The sequence below is a fragment of the Streptomyces sp. NPDC017095 genome, from assembly GCF_044332325.1.
Lineage (GTDB): Bacteria > Actinomycetota > Actinomycetes > Streptomycetales > Streptomycetaceae > Streptomyces.
On sequence record NZ_JBIROU010000003.1, the window covers coordinates 465346 to 481589 of the forward strand.

The 16244-nt window shown below is 70.2% G+C and carries 17 protein-coding genes; 10 read left to right on the top strand and 7 right to left on the bottom strand.

Annotated features, from left to right (window positions below):
• Positions 1 to 127 precede the first annotated feature (127 nt).
• Positions 128 to 1684, top strand: a complete 1557-nt coding sequence (locus ACH4OA_RS08220) for a glycosyltransferase family 87 protein (protein WP_397936572.1) — start codon at positions 128 to 130, stop codon at positions 1682 to 1684.
• A 100-nt stretch (positions 1685 to 1784) separates the two neighbouring features.
• On the opposite strand, the gene ACH4OA_RS08225 is transcribed toward ACH4OA_RS08220, so the two are convergent.
• The 3 genes from ACH4OA_RS08225 to ACH4OA_RS08235 form a co-directional block, all read right to left on the bottom strand.
• A complete protein-coding gene (locus tag ACH4OA_RS08225; protein WP_365877411.1) occupies positions 1785 to 2816 on the bottom strand; it encodes an alanine racemase in 1032 nt (343 codons plus the stop codon).
• A gap of 86 nt (positions 2817 to 2902) precedes the next feature.
• On the bottom strand, positions 2903 to 4021 hold the full coding sequence (locus tag ACH4OA_RS08230; RefSeq protein ID WP_365877409.1) for a peptidoglycan bridge formation glycyltransferase FemA/FemB family protein: 1119 nt from the start codon (positions 4019 to 4021) through the stop codon (positions 2903 to 2905).
• A gap of 119 nt (positions 4022 to 4140) precedes the next feature.
• Positions 4141 to 4455 carry a hypothetical protein gene (locus ACH4OA_RS08235; RefSeq protein WP_365877407.1) on the bottom strand — a complete coding sequence of 105 codons (315 nt, stop codon included), beginning with the start codon at positions 4453 to 4455 and terminating at the stop codon, positions 4141 to 4143.
• Between the two features lie 275 nt (positions 4456 to 4730).
• Here ACH4OA_RS08235 and rpsF point away from each other — a divergent pair, with 275 nt between their 5' ends.
• The 4 genes from rpsF to rplI all read left to right on the top strand — a co-directional run bounded on the left by rpsF (position 4731) and on the right by rplI (position 6467).
• Positions 4731 to 5021: a 30S ribosomal protein S6 gene (gene rpsF, locus ACH4OA_RS08240; protein ID WP_365877405.1), complete on the top strand. Its 291-nt coding sequence runs from the start codon at positions 4731 to 4733 to the stop codon at positions 5019 to 5021.
• Positions 5022 to 5102: 81 nt separating this feature from the next.
• Positions 5103 to 5684: a single-stranded DNA-binding protein gene (locus ACH4OA_RS08245; protein ID WP_397968199.1), complete on the top strand. Its 582-nt coding sequence runs from the start codon at positions 5103 to 5105 to the stop codon at positions 5682 to 5684.
• 81 nt (positions 5685 to 5765) lie between these two features.
• On the top strand, positions 5766 to 6002 hold the full coding sequence (rpsR, locus tag ACH4OA_RS08250) for a 30S ribosomal protein S18 (protein WP_003949403.1): 237 nt from the start codon (positions 5766 to 5768) through the stop codon (positions 6000 to 6002).
• A gap of 18 nt (positions 6003 to 6020) precedes the next feature.
• Complete coding sequence (gene rplI, locus ACH4OA_RS08255; protein ID WP_365877401.1) at positions 6021 to 6467, top strand: 50S ribosomal protein L9; 447 nt, start codon at positions 6021 to 6023, stop codon at positions 6465 to 6467.
• Positions 6468 to 6605: 138 nt separating this feature from the next.
• On the opposite strand, the gene ACH4OA_RS08260 is transcribed toward rplI, so the two are convergent.
• Positions 6606 to 7943, bottom strand: a complete 1338-nt coding sequence (locus tag ACH4OA_RS08260) for an MATE family efflux transporter (protein ID WP_365877399.1) — start codon at positions 7941 to 7943, stop codon at positions 6606 to 6608.
• A 481-nt stretch (positions 7944 to 8424) separates the two neighbouring features.
• Between ACH4OA_RS08260 and dnaB the strand changes: the two genes are divergently transcribed.
• Positions 8425 to 9903 carry a replicative DNA helicase gene (dnaB, locus tag ACH4OA_RS08265; RefSeq protein WP_365877397.1) on the top strand — a complete coding sequence of 493 codons (1479 nt, stop codon included), beginning with the start codon at positions 8425 to 8427 and terminating at the stop codon, positions 9901 to 9903.
• Between the two features lie 49 nt (positions 9904 to 9952).
• Here dnaB and ACH4OA_RS08270 read toward each other — a convergent pair whose 3' ends face one another.
• On the bottom strand, positions 9953 to 11062 hold the full coding sequence (locus ACH4OA_RS08270) for an FAD-dependent oxidoreductase (RefSeq protein ID WP_397968202.1): 1110 nt from the start codon (positions 11060 to 11062) through the stop codon (positions 9953 to 9955).
• 53 nt (positions 11063 to 11115) lie between these two features.
• Between ACH4OA_RS08270 and ACH4OA_RS08275 the strand changes: the two genes are divergently transcribed.
• A complete protein-coding gene (locus ACH4OA_RS08275) occupies positions 11116 to 11796 on the top strand; it encodes a TetR/AcrR family transcriptional regulator (protein WP_397968204.1) in 681 nt (226 codons plus the stop codon).
• A 140-nt stretch (positions 11797 to 11936) separates the two neighbouring features.
• Positions 11937 to 13322 carry a serine hydrolase domain-containing protein gene (locus ACH4OA_RS08280; RefSeq protein ID WP_397968206.1) on the top strand — a complete coding sequence of 462 codons (1386 nt, stop codon included), beginning with the start codon at positions 11937 to 11939 and terminating at the stop codon, positions 13320 to 13322.
• Between the two features lie 60 nt (positions 13323 to 13382).
• Here the strand turns inward: ACH4OA_RS08280 and ACH4OA_RS08285 are convergent, their stop codons facing one another.
• Both ACH4OA_RS08285 and ACH4OA_RS08290 read right to left on the bottom strand, forming a co-directional pair.
• Entirely contained in the window at positions 13383 to 13835 is a 453-nt protein-coding gene (locus ACH4OA_RS08285) for a GNAT family N-acetyltransferase (RefSeq protein WP_397968208.1), read from the bottom strand.
• Between the two features lie 9 nt (positions 13836 to 13844).
• Positions 13845 to 14303, bottom strand: coding sequence for a MarR family winged helix-turn-helix transcriptional regulator (locus ACH4OA_RS08290; RefSeq protein ID WP_397968210.1), 459 nt, complete (start codon positions 14301 to 14303; stop codon positions 13845 to 13847).
• 139 nt (positions 14304 to 14442) lie between these two features.
• On the opposite strand from ACH4OA_RS08290, the gene ACH4OA_RS08295 reads away from it, so the two are divergent.
• Positions 14443 to 15651, top strand: a complete 1209-nt coding sequence (locus tag ACH4OA_RS08295; protein ID WP_397945886.1) for an MFS transporter — start codon at positions 14443 to 14445, stop codon at positions 15649 to 15651.
• A gap of 106 nt (positions 15652 to 15757) precedes the next feature.
• Positions 15758 to 16177 carry a heme-binding protein gene (locus ACH4OA_RS08300; protein ID WP_397968212.1) on the top strand — a complete coding sequence of 140 codons (420 nt, stop codon included), beginning with the start codon at positions 15758 to 15760 and terminating at the stop codon, positions 16175 to 16177.
• Positions 16178 to 16244 lie beyond the last annotated feature (67 nt).

Genomic DNA, 16244 nt, shown 5'->3' on the forward strand with positions numbered 1-16244 from the left:
TGGCGGCATATAGCCCGCCGGGGGCGTTTCACGTGAAACATGGGCCGCCGCACCCACGGGTGCGGCGGCCCTCGGCGTATTCCTGGACAGGTACGGCTTCCCAGACAGGTACGGCAGGATGTGCCCCATGCCCAGTGCAGAGACGACGCCCGCGAGCCAGCACGAGCCCGAGCCCGTGCGGCCCGCTGCGGCAGAACCGGTGTGGCCGACCCGGGAGGACGAGGTCGCCGCCGCCGGCAGTGAGCTGATCGGTGGGCCCCTGGGACGGCGGGCCCTGACTGGGACCACCTGGTGGACCCCCGTGCGGGTGGTGGCGCTCGTGGCGATCGGCATGTTCGCCCTCGGTCTGGTCCAGAAGGCGCCCTGCTACCACAGCGCCTGGTTCTTCGGGGCGAGCAGCCAGTACACGCACGCCTGCTACTCGGACATCCCGCACCTGTACCAGGGCCGTGGTTTCGCCGACCATCTCGTGCCGTACTTCGACAAGCTCCCCGGCGACATGGACTACCTCGAATACCCGGTGCTGACCGGGCTGTTCATGGAGGTGGCATCCTGGCTGACCCCGCACAGCGGCTCCATCCAGCACCAGGAGCGGTGGTACTGGTTCGTCAACGCCGGGATGCTGATGGTCTGTGCCGCGGTCATCGCCGCGTGTGTGGCCCGCACTCATCGCCGGCGGCCCTGGGACGGCCTGCTGGTGGCCCTGGCGCCCGCCTTCGCCCTGACCGCGACCATCAACTGGGACCTGCTGGCGGTGGCGCTGACGGCCGCCGCGATGCTGATGTGGTCGCGGGGCCGGGCCCTCGCCTTCGGTGTTCTCCTGGGGCTCGCCACGGCCGCCAAGCTGTATCCCGTCCTGCTGCTCGGCCCGTTGCTGGTGCTGTGCTGGCGGGCCGGCAAGTGGCGCGCGTTCTTCCAGGCCGTGGCCGGCGCGGTGGCCGCCTGGCTCGTGGTGAACCTGCCCGTGATGATCGCGCACGACGCGTCGGGGTTCCACATCCGCGAGGGCTGGGCGAAGTTCTACACCTTCAGCAAGGAGCGCGGCGTCGACTTCGGCTCCTTCTGGCTGATCTGGGCGCAGAACTCCAGCAGCCCGCCCACCACCGGCTTCGTCAACAACGCGGCCACCGTCCTGGTGGTGCTGTGCTTCCTCGGCATCGCGGCGCTGACCTTCACCGCGCCGCGCCGGCCGCGCTTCGCCCAGCTGGCCTTCCTGATGGTCGCCGCCTTCATCCTCACCAACAAGGTCTACTCGCCGCAGTACGTCCTGTGGCTGGTGCCGCTGGCGGTGCTCGCCCGGCCCAAGTGGCGGGACTTCCTGGTGTGGCAGGCGTGCGAGGTGGCGTACTTCCTGGGCATCTGGCTGTACCTCGCCTATACGACCAGCGGAGACGCCCACAAGGGCCTGCCGACGCAGGGCTACCACTGGGCGATCGCGGTGCACCTGCTGGGCACGCTGTACCTGTGCGCCGTCGTCGTACGGGACATCCTCATGCCGGAGCGGGACGTGGTGCGCCGGTCCGGTGACGACGACCCCTCCGGCGGCGTGCTCGACGGCGCGGCGGACGCGTTCACGCTCGGCGCCACCGTGACCGGTCCGCCCCGGCACATCGTCGAGACCGAGGTCCCGCCGGTGGACTGGGGGCGCCCCGAAACGCTCTCCCACGACGGCCGTTCGCTCTGAGCGAACACCCCTCCGCCTCGTCGCCGTCGCCCGCCGGCGGACACGCAGAAGGCCGTATCCGGGTCCTCCGGATACGGCCTTCTCGTCGCGGTGAAGGGCCTCAGCGGTCCACGAGGCGGTCGAACTGGGTCGTGGTGTGCCGCAGGTGGGCCACCAGCTCGTCGCCGACCTTCGGCTCGGGGGCGTCCGAGGGCACGAACAGGATCGACACCTGCATGTGCGGCGGTTCGGCGAACCAGCGCTGCTTGCCGCCCCAGACGAACGGGGAGAGGTTCCGGTTGACCGTGGCGAGACCGGCCCGGGCGACGCCCTTGGCGCGCGGCATGACGCCGTGCAGGGCCTTCGGGGCCTCCAGGCCCACGCCGTGCGACGTACCGCCCGCCACGACCACCAGATAGCCGTCCGAGGCGGCCTTCTGCTGCCGGTAGCCGAACCGGTCGCCCTTCGCCACGCGCGTGACGTCCAGGACGGCTCCGTGGTACTCGGTGGCCTCGTGGTCCCCCAGCCACAGCCGCGTGCCGATGCGGGCACGGAACCGGGTCTGCGGGAACTGCTGCTGGAGCCGCGCCAGTTCGTCCGCCTTCAGGTGGCTGACGAACATCGTGTGCAGCGGCAGCCGTGCCGCGCGCAGCCGGTCCATCCAGCCGATGACCTCCTCGACGGCGTCGGAGCCGTCGGTGCGGTCCAGCGGCAGGTGGATGGCGAAGCCCTCCAGCCGGACGTTCTCTATGGCCTGGTGCAGCTGCGGCAGGTCCTGCTCGCTGACGCCATGCCGCTTCATCGAGGACATCACCTCGATGACGACACGGGCGCCCACGAGGCCGTACACGCCGTCGACGGACGACACCGAGCGGACGACCCGGTCGGGCAGCGGTACGGGCTCCTCGCCGCGCCGGTACGGCGTCAGCACCAGCAGGTCACCGCCGAAGAAGTCCTTGATGCGCGCGGCCTCGTAGGTCGTGCCCACGGCGAGCAGGTCGGACCCGAGCCGGGTTGCCTCCTCCGAGAGCCGTTCGTGTCCGAAGCCGTAGCCGTTGCCCTTGCAGACCGGGACGAGCCCCGGGAACTGCTCCTGCACGTGCTTGTGGTGCGCCCGCCAGCGCGCGGTGTCGACGTAGAGCGTGAGCGCCATGGCCGGACCTGGAACCTTTCTCGGGGCTGCGGTGAATCAGAAGGGGTGAGAGCTGTGAAGGCTATGGAATCAAACGTCCGCGCGGCTCAGCGGCGCGACATGTAGATGTCGAGCGCCTTGTGGAGCAGCTTGTTCAGCGGGAAGTCCCATTCGCCGAGGTACTCGGCGGCCTGGCCACCGGTGCCGACCTTGAACTGGATCAGGCCGAAGAGGTGGTCGGTCTCGTCCAGCGAGTCGGAGATGCCGCGCAGGTCGTAGACGGTCGCGCCGAGCGCGTAGGCGTCGCGCAGCATCCGCCACTGCATCGCGTTCGACGGCCGCACCTCGCGGCCGATGTTGTCGGAGGCGCCGTAGGAGTACCAGACGTGCCCGCCGACGATCAGCATCGTCGCCGCGGAGAGGTTCACGCCGTTGTGCCGCGCGAAGTACAGCCGCATGCGGTTGGGGTCCTCGGTGTTGAGGGCGGTCCACATGCGCTGGAAGTACGACAGCGGGCGCGGCCGGAAGTGGTCGCGGACGGCCGTGATCTCGTACAGCCGCTGCCACTCGGGCAGGTCCTGGTAGCCGCCCTGGACGACCTCGACGCCGGCCTTCTCGGCCTTCTTGATGTTACGGCGCCACAGCTGGTTGAAGTTCCTGTGGACCTCTTCCAGGGAGCGGTTGGCCAGCGGCACCTGGTAGACGTAGCGCGGCTGCACGTCGCCGAAGCCGGCGCCGCCGTCCTCGCCCTGCTGCCAGCCCATGCGGCGCAGCTTGTCGGCCACCTCGAAGGCGCGCGGCTCGATGAAGTCCGCCTCCAGGTCGCGCAGGCGCTTGACGTCCGGGTCCTGGATGCCCCTCTTGATCGTGTCCGCGTTCCAGCGGCGGATGATCACCGGCGGGCCCATCTTCACGGAGAACGCGCCCTGCTGCTTCAGGTGCGCGAGCATCGGCTGGATCCAGTCGTCCAGGTTCGGCGCGTACCAGTTGATGACCGGGCCCTCGGGCAGGTAGGCGAGGTAGCGCTTGATCTTGGGCAGCTGCCGGTAGAGGACCAGACCCGCGCCGACCAGATGGCCGTTCCTGTCGAACCAGCCGAGACTCTCCGAGCGCCATTCCGCCTTCACATCGGCCCAGGCCGGGACCTGCATGTGGCTCGCCGACGGCAGGCTCTGGATAAAGGCCAGATGCTGCTCGCGACTGATGGTCCTCAGGGTCAGGGTCATTCGGGGCGCTCCTCGGGCTGGTGTGTCCCCATGGGTTCAGGGGCTCCGGCTCTCGCGCCGAAGCCTACTGCGCCCGGAGAGCGCCCCGACTGGGCATACGGGCCTCGGCCCCGGCGAGGTCAGCCGATGACTCCGCCGAACAGACCGCCGTGGGCCATGCCGATCAGGAAACCGACTCCCGCGGCACCGAGACCCAGGATCAGGCCGAACCGCTCCCGCGTGGTCACCGAGACCCACTGCCCGTACACACCGGTGCACAGTGCCACCAGGCCCGCCCACGACGTGAGCAGGTGGAGGCTGTGGAAGAAGGCCGTGATGAAGGACAGCAGCCCCAGGGCGAGCGTCACCGCCATCAGGGCGTCCTGCAGCGGATGGGCCTTGCCATCCGTGGCGAAGAGCGAGCCGGCGGTGTTGGACTGCATTGCCTGTGCCATGGGCACCTCCTGCGGAAGGCGGCGCATCGTAGCGCCGCGCACACCCGATGTGTACAGATTGTCCGTACCTGCGGCCGGATTTCAACCGGAAGCGGGTGTGCGGGTAGTCTGTACCGTCTGCACTGGTGTCTGCCCGAGACCTGCTCAGGTCACACTGCCCGGCTCCCCTGAGGGAACCCTGATGGTCAGTGGCGGCCGATACCGTTGCGTACGCATAACAACCCTCCTGCCACGGAACGACCGTGGCCGCTGAGTCCAGAGGAGGTGGGTTCCACATGCGTCACTACGAGGTGATGGTCATCCTCGACCCCGATCTTGAGGAGCGCGCTGTCTCCCCGCTGATCGAGAACTTCCTGTCCGTCGTCCGTGACGGCGGTGGCAAGGTCGAGAAGGTCGACACCTGGGGCCGTCGTCGTCTCGCCTACGAGATCAAGAAGAAGCCCGAGGGCATCTACTCGGTCATCGACCTGCAGGCCGAGCCTGCGGTCGTCAAGGAGCTCGACCGCCAGATGAACCTGAACGAGTCGATCCTCCGGACCAAGGTCCTCCGCCCCGAGACCCGCTGAGCCGTCCGGCTCGGTTGATCCCGGGATCCGAGTAGCAGCAACCAAGCAGCCAGAGCAGCAAACCCGCCGAGAGGTTCCCCCATGGCAGGCGAGACCGTCATCACGGTCATCGGCAATCTTGTCGACGACCCCGAGCTGCGCTTCACCCCGTCCGGTGCGGCGGTCGCGAAGTTCCGCATCGCGTCCACTCCCCGCACCTTCGACCGCCAGACGAACGAGTGGAAGGACGGCGAAAGCCTCTTCCTGACCTGCTCGGTCTGGCGCCAGGCGGCGGAGAACGTCGCCGAGTCGCTCCAGCGAGGCATGCGCGTCATCGTGCAGGGCCGGCTGAAGCAGCGGTCGTACGAGGACCGCGAGGGCGTCAAGCGCACGGTCTACGAGCTGGACGTCGACGAGGTCGGCCCCAGCCTGCGCAACGCCACGGCCAAGGTCACCAAGACCGCCGGTGGCGCTCGCGGTGGCCAGGGTGGTTACAGCGGCGGTGGCGGCCAGGGCGGCGGCTGGGGCGGTGGCCCCGGCGGCGGCCAGGGTGGCGGCCAGGGCGGTGCTCCGGCCGACGACCCGTGGGCGGCCGGCGGTGCTCCCGCCGGTGGCAACCAGGGCGGCGGCTGGGGCGGGAGCTCCGGCGGCGGTGGCGGCTACTCGGACGAGCCCCCCTTCTAAACCGTCGGGCCAGCCCTTCCGGGCCGGTCCGTGGCGAGGGTGGGTCGTACCCCAACTTCTTGATCACACAGGAGAAACCCCATGGCGAAGCCGCCTGTGCGCAAGCCTAAGAAGAAGGTCTGCGCTTTCTGCAAGGACAAGGTCACGTACGTGGACTACAAGGACACGAACATGCTGCGGAAGTTCATTTCCGACCGCGGCAAGATCCGTGCCCGCCGCGTGACCGGCAACTGCACGCAGCACCAGCGTGACGTCGCCACGGCCGTCAAGAACAGCCGTGAGATGGCGCTGCTGCCCTACACGTCCACCGCGCGATAAGGGAAGGGTGACCGACTCATGAAGATCATCCTCACCCACGAGGTCTCCGGCCTCGGTGCCGCGGGCGACGTCGTCGACGTCAAGGACGGTTACGCTCGCAACTACCTGATCCCGCGGAACTTCGCTATCCGCTGGACCAAGGGCGGCGAGAAGGACGTCGAGCAGATCCGTCGCGCTCGCAAGATCCACGAGATCCAGACCATCGAGCAGGCCAACCAGATCAAGGCCCAGCTCGAAGGCGTCAAGGTCCGCCTGGCCGTCCGCTCCGGCGACGCCGGCCGCCTCTTCGGTTCCGTCACCCCGGCCGACGTCGCATCCGCGATCAAGGCGTCCGGTGGCCCCGAGGTCGACAAGCGCCGTATCGAGCTGTCCGCTCCGATCAAGACCCTGGGCGCCCACGAGACGTCCGTGCGTCTGCACCCCGAGGTTGCCGCCAAGGTCAACGTCGAGGTCGTCGCGGCCTGACCGCCGCGTGATCGCAGCGCTCGACTGAGCTGCTGAGAGGGGCCGCACCCGCAAGGTGCGGCCCCTTTCGTATGGCCGGGCGTATGACGGGCGTCCCGTGACAGGGGCGGCCGCCGGGGCATGTTTCACGTGAAACCGTCAGCGGGTCGCGCCCGTCACGATCCAGCGGCCCGAGCGGGTCCGCAGCCACAGGGTGAGCATGCGGACGGTCATCATCAAGGCCATCACCGCCCAGACCGCCGTGAGACCGCCGCCGAGCGTGGGGACCAGCAGAGCCACCGGCGAGCACACGGCCAGCGTGACGACCATGGCCCACGCCAGATACGGCCCGTCGCCCGCACCCATCAGGACTCCGTCCAGAACGAAGACGATCCCGCAGACGGGCTGCGCCAGCGCCACCAGCAGCAGGGCGGGCAGCGCGGTGTCCTTGACCGCGGAATCACTGGTGAACAGGGGCAGGAAGAGCGGGCGTGCCACCACGACGAGCACGCCCAGGACGACGCCGGTCGCGATGCCCCACTGGACCATGCGACGGCAGGCCTGACGCGCTCCCTGGGAGTCGTCCGCGCCGAGATAGCGGCCGATGATGGCCTGCCCCGCGATCGCGATCGCGTCGAGTGCGAAGGCCAGCAGGTTCCACAGGGAGAGGATGATCTGGTGCGCCGCGATGTCGGCGTCACCGAGCCGCGCCGCGACCGCCGTCGCAAGCATGATCATCGCCCGGAGGGAGAGCGTACGCACCAGCAGGGGCACACCGGCCTGGGCCGAGGCCCGGATACCGGCGGCGTCGGGCCGGAGGGACGCGCCGTGCCGACGGGCTCCGCGGACGACCACCGTCAGATAGACGGCCGCCATGCCGCACTGTGCGATGACCGTTCCCCAGGCCGAGCCGGCGATGCCGAGCCCGGCGCCGTAGACGAGTACGGCGTTGAGGACGGCGTTGGCGATGAAGCCGGCGACGGCGACGTAGAGCGGGGTCCTGGTGTTCTGCAGGCCGCGCAGCACTCCGGTCGCGGCGAGCACGATGAGCATCGCGGGGATGCCGAGCGCGGAGACGCGCAGATAGGTGGTGGCGTACGGGGCAGCGGTCGGCGAGGCACCGAAGAGGTCCACGATCCCGGGGGCGAGGGGCAGGACGGCGGCGATGACGGCGGCACCGAGCAGCAGGGCCAGCCAGATGCCGTCCATGCCCTGCCGGATCGCCGCCGGGAGATCACCGGCGCCGACACGGCGGGCGACGGCGGCCGTGGTGGCGTAGGCGAGGAAGACGAACACGCTCACGGCGCTGGTGAGCAGCGCCGAGGCGACACCGAGACCGGCGAGCTGTGCGGTCCCGAGATGGCCGACGATCGCACTGTCCGCCATGACGAAGAGAGGCTCGGCGACGAGGGCACCGAAGGCCGGAACGGCCAGCGCGACGATTTCTCGGTCGTGCCGCCGACGGGTGGCCTGGGGGATCTCTGGAGCCTGTGTCATGAGCATCAATGTAATCGTCCACAGGTAACAGATGCAATCGACTAGTGGTCCTTACTTTTGATCTCGGGCCGTGTCCTTTCGGGCACCGTTCGAAGCGATCTTGGCCCGACCGGGGAAGTTTTTCTTCTGCACAGCCGGTGGATCACAAAGCGGCAGGTCAGGGGCTTGGTGTCGAGAAGATCGAGGGCTTGTTCACAGGGCTGTCCACCGGCTCGTGCACAGGTTTCGGCGAGTTCTCCACAGCATCCGGGCCGTCGTCCACATGACCTGTGGATAACCAGATTGGCTGACGGTGCCGACAGGCCTACCGTGGTCCGGCGCCCGCTCCTTTTCGTGGCCCGGCACGCGTCCTTCGTCCGGGCCGGGAACCGTCATAAACCCGACGCGTCTGAACCGGAGTTGGGCCTCTCATTTGTCAGTGTCGTGCCGTACAAAAGAGGCCACGGCGAGGTCCGCCCTGCGGACGGGAGGAGGTGGCTCGGTGAGCATTTCCGAGCCCTTGGACGATCCGTGGGCCGACAGCGGACCCAGCGATCGCCTGCCGTCCTCCCGGCGGCGCGGTGACGGCGGCCGGGGGCGTGACGAGCAGCACGACCGGGGCCGGGAGTCCGGCGCCTGGGACGGCGGCGGTTCCTCCTTCGAGCGAGTGCCGCCGCAGGATCTGGACGCCGAGCAGTCCGTGCTGGGCGGCATGCTGCTGTCCAAGGACGCCATCGCCGACGTCGTGGAGATCCTCAAGGGACACGACTTCTACAAGCCGGCGCACGAGACGATCTACCAGGCCATCCTGGACGTCTACGCCAAGGGCGAGCCGGCCGACCCGATCACCATCGCCGCGGAACTCACCAAGCGCGGTGAGATCAACAAGGTCGGCGGCGCCGCGTATCTGCACAGCCTGGTCCAGACCGTCCCCACGGCGGCCAACGCCGAGTACTACGCGGAGATCGTCCACGAGCGGGCCGTCCTGCGCCGTCTGGTCGAGGCCGGCACGCGCATCACGCAGATGGGATACGCGGCCGACGGCGACGTGGACGAGATCGTCAACAGCGCCCAGGCGGAGATCTACGCCGTCACCGAGCAGCGCACCAGCGAGGACTACCTCCCGCTCGGCGACATCATGGAGGGCGCTCTCGACGAGATCGAGGCGATCGGTTCGCGCAGCGGCGAGATGACGGGCGTACCCACCGGTTTCACCGACTTCGACTCGCTGACGAACGGCCTCCACCCCGGGCAGATGATCGTCATCGCGGCCCGTCCCGCCATGGGTAAGTCGACCCTCGCGCTGGACTTCGCGCGGGCCGCCTCCATCAAGCACAACCTGCCGAGCGTCATCTTCTCGCTCGAGATGGGCCGCAACGAGATCGCGATGCGACTGCTGTCCGCCGAGGCCCGGGTCGCCCTCCACCACATGCGCTCCGGCACGATGACCGACGAGGACTGGACGCGGCTCGCCCGCCGCATGCCGGACGTGTCCGCCGCGCCGCTGTACATCGACGACTCCCCGAATCTGTCGATGATGGAGATCCGGGCCAAGTGCCGGCGCCTGAAGCAGCGCAACGACCTGAAGCTGGTCGTCATCGACTACCTCCAGCTGATGCAGTCCGGCGGCTCCAAGCGTGCCGAGAGCCGTCAGCAGGAGGTCTCGGACATGTCCCGTAACCTCAAACTGCTGGCGAAGGAGCTGGAGATCCCGGTCATCGCGCTCTCCCAGCTCAACCGTGGCCCCGAGCAGCGCACCGACAAGAAGCCGATGGTCTCCGACCTGCGTGAGTCCGGCTCCATCGAGCAGGACGCCGACATGGTCATCCTGCTGCACCGCGAGGACGCCTACGAGAAGGAGTCCCCGCGCGCGGGCGAGGCCGACCTGATCGTCGCCAAGCACCGAAACGGCCCCACGGCCACCATCACCGTTGCCTTCCAGGGCCACTACTCCCGTTTCGTGGACATGGCCCAGACCTGATCCGGCCCCTGAGCGGTACAGCGGCCGGCGCCTCGGCCGCCCGTCACCTTCAGGCAGGCCGGAAGAAGGCGAGCATGTTCCGGGCGGCGTCCGGCGACGCCAGCGATTCCTGCATGTCCGCGGACATCCGGGCGGCCGCGCCGGTGCGTGCGAACATCTCGTCTTCGTAGTCGTGGACGGCGGCGGCGAAGTCGTCCGGGTGCGCGGCCAGGGCGAGGCCGAGCAGGGCGCCGTCCAGCAGCGCCATGTTGGCGCCCTGCCCCACCGGCGGCATCAGGTGCGCGGCATCGCCGAGCAGCGTGACGCCTGGCGTCGACGGCCAGGTCAGGCCGACTGGGAGGGCGGTGATCGCCCGCGGCACGATGGCGTCGTCGCAGGCCGCGATCAGCGCGGTGAAGCGCGGGTCCCAGCCGGGGAGCAGGCCGATCAGCCGCGCCCGGGCGGCGGCTGGGTCGTCGAACGGTATCCCGCTGGCCGCGAACCAGTCCTCGGCGGTGTTGTAGAAGCTGAGGCCGATGCGCACGCGGCCGTCGCCGTTGCGCTGCGCCGCCAGGGACACCCCGTTGCCGAGCACCCAGTAGTTGCCGCGTCCGACCATCGCGGCGAGGTCGGGGTGTGTGCGGTCGATGTCGGAAATGCTGACTTCAATGATGTTCTGACCGGTATGCGCCGGGCGGGCGTCGGTGAGCAGGGTGCGGACCCGGGAGTTCGCGCCGTCCGCGCCGACCAGCAGGTCATATGTCGCACTGCCGCCGTCGGCGAAGTGCAGCAGGCCGTCGTCGGCGGATACGAACGCGCGCCCCCAGCGCACCACGCCGTCGGGGAGGGAGTCCAGTAGCAGGTCGCGCAGATCGGCGCGGTCCACCTCGGGCCGGTCCAGCGGGGCGTCGTCGGGTGTGTCCTCCTGGAGCAGCAGGGTGCCGTCGGGCTCGAGAAGGCGCATGTCCTGGCCCGCGCCACGGGCCACCGCGTGGAACCGGTCGAGCAGGCCGGCCTCGCGCAGCGCCCGTTGGCCGGAGTGGATGTCGAGCATGCCGCCCTGGGCGCGCGCACCGCGAGAGGGTTCGCGTTCGTAGACGACGGCGTCGATGCCGTGCACGTGCAGCACGCGGGCGAGGGCCAGACCGCCGAGGCCGGCTCCGATGATGGCGATGGCCATGGTTGCCTCTCCTCGATACAGCGTATGGACCGATACACCGTATCGTTAGCCGCATGTTGGTGTGGGAGAGGCCGGAGCCGCCGAATCGCCCTGTGCCGGCCCCGTTGAGCCGGGAGCGGATCGTACGGGCGGCGATCCGGCTGGCCGACGCGGACGGCCTGGAGGCGGTGTCGCTGCGCAAGGTCGCCGCTGTGCTGGACGTCCGTCCGATGCGGCTGTACGGCTACATCGCCGGCAAGGAGGAGCTGCTCGACCTGATGGTCGACGCCGCCTACGCGGAGATCCGGCCGGCCGGAGACGGCTGGCGGGAGGTGCTCCGGTCTCTTGCCGAGGCCACTCGGCACGCCGCTCACGAGCACGAATGGCTCGCCGACCTCCTGGGTGGCCGGCCGCAGCTCGGGCCGCACGCGCTGGCCTGTGGGGAGACCGTGGTGGCCGCCCTGGGCGGCGTGGACCTGGACGCCGTCATGCCGGTGGTCGCCGCGGTCAACGCGTACGTGATCGGCGCGGTGCGCCGGGAGATCGCCGAGCGGCGTGCCGAGCGGGCCACCGGGATGGACGAGAAGCACTGGCAGGCCGCGCTCGGGCCCTATCTGGAGCGCACCTTCGCCACCGGCCGATTCCCCGCGCTGTCCACGGTGGTGCGCGATGCCGCCCACCTGGACGCCGACCACACCTTCCGGACCGGCCTCGACTTCCTGCTCGACGGCATCGAGGCCCGCCTCTCCAGGTGACACGAGGAGAAGGGACCGGAGATCCGCTGGACAGCGGGAGGCTCGGCGTGGCGAAGGCGCCGGCCGGGCGGGAGACCCCCGAGGTCACGGCCGCGGCAAATGCATTCGACGCCGGCCGGCACAACCGGTGGACTGGGCCCATGACGACAACTCAGCAAACGCTGCTCCCGGGCACCGAACGTGCCCTGCTGCGCCGGATCGCCGTCGCCCAGACCGAGGGACGGGCTCCTTCACTGGTCGCCGCCGTCGTACGGGACGGGCGGGCCGTGTGGCACGGGGGACGCACCTCGGTGGACGGACACGCCCCCGACGAGACCGTGCAGTACCGGATCGGGTCCATCACCAAGACCTTCACCGCCGTGCTGGTGCTGCGGCTGCGCGACGAAGGGCTGCTCGACCTCGGTGACCCGCTGGAGAAGCATCTGCCGGGCACCGGCGCGGGCGAGGCGACGATCGCGGAACTGCTCGCCCACACCGCGGGGCTCGCGGCCGAGTCGCCCGCGCCCTGGTGGGAGCGGACGCCCGGCTCGCTGCGGCCCGAACTGAGCGATGTGCTGGGCGAGCAGCCGCTGCTGCACCCCGTCGGCCGGCGGCACCACTACTCCAACCCCGGCTACACGGTGCTCGGCGCCCTGGTGGAGGAGTTGCGTGGTGCTCCCTGGGAGGAGGTGCTGCGCCGCGAGATCCTGGAGCCGCTCGGACTGCACCGGACGAGCACCCGGCCCGAGCCGCCGCACGCGGGGGGCTGGGCCGTGCACCCGTGGGCCGACGCGATGCTGTCCGAGCCGTTGGAGGACCTGGGCCGGATGGCGCCGGCCGGCCAGCTCTGGTCGACCACCGGGGACCTCGCACGGTTCGCCGTGTTCCTTGCCCGGGGAGACGAACGGGTGCTGAGCGCTCGGTCGGTGGGGGAGATGCGGACGCCGGCGGCACCCGCCGAGGCTGCGGACGTGGTGGACGGGGTCACGTACGGCCTGGGTCTGCAGATCCAGCACCGGGACGGCCGGCTGCTCGTCGGCCACTCCGGTTCCCTGCCGGGTTTCCTGGCCAACCTCACCCTCAGCGTGGAGGACGATGTCGCCGCGGTGGTGCTCGCCAACTGCACCAGCGGGCCGCTGCTGGGTGCCGTGGGAGCGGACCTCGTCCGGATCGTCGCCGAGGCGGAGCCCCGCATCCCGGAACCCTGGCGGCCGCTGCGCCAGGTCGACCCGGCGGTGCTGGAACTGGTGGGTCAGTGGTACTGGGGCACCCAGGCCTTCGGACTGCGCGCGACAGCGGACGGCCTTCTCTCTCTCGCGCCGCTGGCCGGCGGTGGCCGCAGGGCCCGCTTCCAGGCGAACGGCGACGGCACCTGGACCGGACTGGAGGGCTATTACGCCGGTGAGCGGCTCCGGCCCGTCCGGCGGCCGGACGGTTCTGTGAGCCATCTCGATCTCGGCTCGTTCGTGTTCACCCGTCAGCCGTACGACCCCCAGGCCGCGGTGCCCGGCGGTGTGGACCCGGAGGGATGGCGCGGCATCGGCTAGTCGGAGCCGTCCCGGGGGTGTTTCACGTGAAACACCCCCCCAAGGTGCTGCGGAGGGCAGTCAGAGCCGCAGCTTGAAGCCCTCGTGCGAGGCCGTGAAACCCAGCCTCTCGTAGAAGCGGTGGGCGTCGGTGCGCGTCTTGTCGGACGTGAGCTGCACCATCCGGCAGCCCAGCCCCCGGGCGGTGTCGACCGCCCACCCGATCATCCGGCTGCCCAGTCCGCTGCCCCGCTCGTCGGCGTGGATGCGCACCGCCTCGATGAGCGCCCGGGAGGCTCCCTGGTGTGAGAGCCCGGGAATGACCGTGAGTTGCAGGGTTCCGATCACCCGGCCCTCGCGTACGGCGACGACGAGATGCTGGTTCGGGTCGGCGTCGAGGCGTTCCAGCGCGGTCCGGTACGGCGACAGGTCGCCGGGTGACTCGCGCTGGGCGCCGAGCGGATCGTCGGCGAGCATCTCGACGATCGCCGGCAGATCGTCGGCGGTTGCCGCGCGTATCTCAAGATCGTTCATGCGCGCAGCCTAGGCGGGTGCGCTGAGCGACTCCACCACCCGGACCAGCGGCGCGAGTTCGGGGTTCTTCGCGGCGTCGTCCAGGGCCTCGCGCAGCGCGGCGTCATTGGTGGGCCGCGCCTCGTCCAGCAGGTGCAGGCCGGCCGCGGTGACGTCGGTGTAGATCCCGCGCCGGTCGGTGGGGCACAGATAGCGCTCCAGCAGACCGCGCGCCTCCAGCCGGCTCACCAGCCGTGTGGTGGCGCTCTGGCTGAGTACGACCGCGTCGGCGACCTGCTTCATCTGCAGGTGCCCGCCCTCGCCGGCGTGCTGCCTGCTGAGCACGTCCAGCAGTGAGTACTCGCGCACGCTCAGGTCGTGCTTGGCCTGCAAGGCGCGCTCGATGTGCGCCTCGATCCTTCCGTGCAGTGCAGAAAGGGCGCACCAGCCTTGGGCGAGGGCGGTGAGCGCGGGGTCCGTCGCTGTCATGGGCGTTTCCTCCGTCCCGGGGCTGCACACCAGCGTAGAGCACGTGCGCAATAGTCAGCGTTTGCCAGTAGCCCGCGTCTGCAACTATTGTGAACGAAGGCAAAGCGCTCCTGCAATCTTTTGGGAAGGTACTCCCCTCATGCCTCTCGCGCTTCTGGCCCTCGCGATCGGGGCCTTCGGAATCGGAACGACCGAGTTCGTGATCATGGGCTTGCTGCCGGAGGTGGCGGGCGACTTCGGGGTCTCCATCCCCACCGCGGGCCTGCTCGTGACCGGCTACGCGCTCGGCGTGGTCATCGGTGCCCCGCTCATGACCGTGCTCGGCACCAAGGTCCCGCGCAAACGCATGCTGATGCTGCTGATGGGTCTGTTCATCGCCGGCAACCTGCTCTCCGCCGTGGCCCCGGCCTTCGCGGTCATGCTCGTCGGACGAGTGATCGCGTCCCTCGCCCACGGTGCCTTCTTCGGCATCGGCTCGGTCGTCGCCGCCGAACTGGTCGCCCCACACAAGAAGGCCGGCGCCATCGCCATGATGTTCACCGGGCTGACCGTCGCCAACGTCGTCGGCGTCCCGCTGGGCACGCTCATCGGCCAGCACGTCGGCTGGCGCGTCACCTTCGGCATCGTCGCCGGCCTCGGCGTCGTCGGGCTCGCGGGCATCGCCAAGCTGGTGCCCGAGCTGCCCCGCCCGGAGGGCGTCCACCTCCGGCACGAACTGGCCGCCTTCAAGAACGCCCAGGTCCTGCTGGCCATGGCGATGACCGTCCTCGGCTTCGGCGGAGTCTTCGCGGCCATCACCTACATCGCGCCGATGATGACCCACGTCGCCGGATTCGCCGACGGCTCGGTCACCTGGCTGCTGGTCCTGTTCGGTCTCGGCATGGTCGGCGGCAATCTGCTTGGGGGCAAGTTCGCCGACCGCGCCCTGATGCCGATGCTGTACGTGTCCCTGGGTGCCCTGGCCGTCGTCCTGGCGCTCTTCACGCTCACCGCCCACAACAAGGTCGCGGCCGCGGTGACCATCGCTCTGATCGGCGCCCTGGGCTTCGCCACCGTACCGCCGCTGCAGAAGCGCGTCCTGGACCAGGCGCACGGCGCCCCGACGCTCGCGTCCGCCGTGAACATCGGCGCCTTCAACCTGGGCAACGCGCTCTCCGCCTGGCTCGGTGGCATGGTGATCGCGGCCGGCCTCGGCTACACGGCCCCCAACTGGGTCGGCGCCGCCCTCGCCGCCGCCGCCCTGCTCCTCGCCCTCCTCTCCGCCGCCCTGGAGCGCCGGGACGGTGCGCACGGCACCGCGGTGGCCTCCGGGGACCCGGCGGACCGGCGGACGCCCGTCCACCACTGAGCCGCCCGCACCCTGCGCGACTCGCCACTTCCCCTCCAGGCGTCCGTGCGGGACACACCCCGGCACGGCAAGCACCCACCACGGCACCACCCAAGGAGACAGTTCCATGAGCACCACCGCCGTCACCCCGCTCACCACCGAGGACGCCGAGTTGCTCGTCGCCACGGCCCGCCGGGCGGCCGAGGACGCCGGAGCCACCGTCAGCGTCACCGTCCTGGACGCCGGCGGCCACCTGCTCGCCTTTCGCCGGGACGACCGGGCCGTGCTGATCTCCGGTGAGACCAGCACCCGCAAGGCCTACACGGCCCTCCAGCTCGACGCGCCCACCGCCGGTCTCGTCGAGGCCGTCCAGCCCGGCGGTCTCTTCCACACCCTGCCCACGGCCCTCGACCGGCCCCTGCTGTTCATCGCGGGCGGCCTCCCCGTCCACCGGGACGGCCGGCTGATCGGTGCGATCGGTGTCGGCGGCGGTACGCCGGAGCAGGACCACGGCTTCGCCGCCGCGGCCGTACAGGCACTCGCCTGAGCTCGTAGCCGGACCGCGTGACCTCAGCCCCGCCGCCCCGAGCGGCGGGGCCGACGCGCGTGGGCGG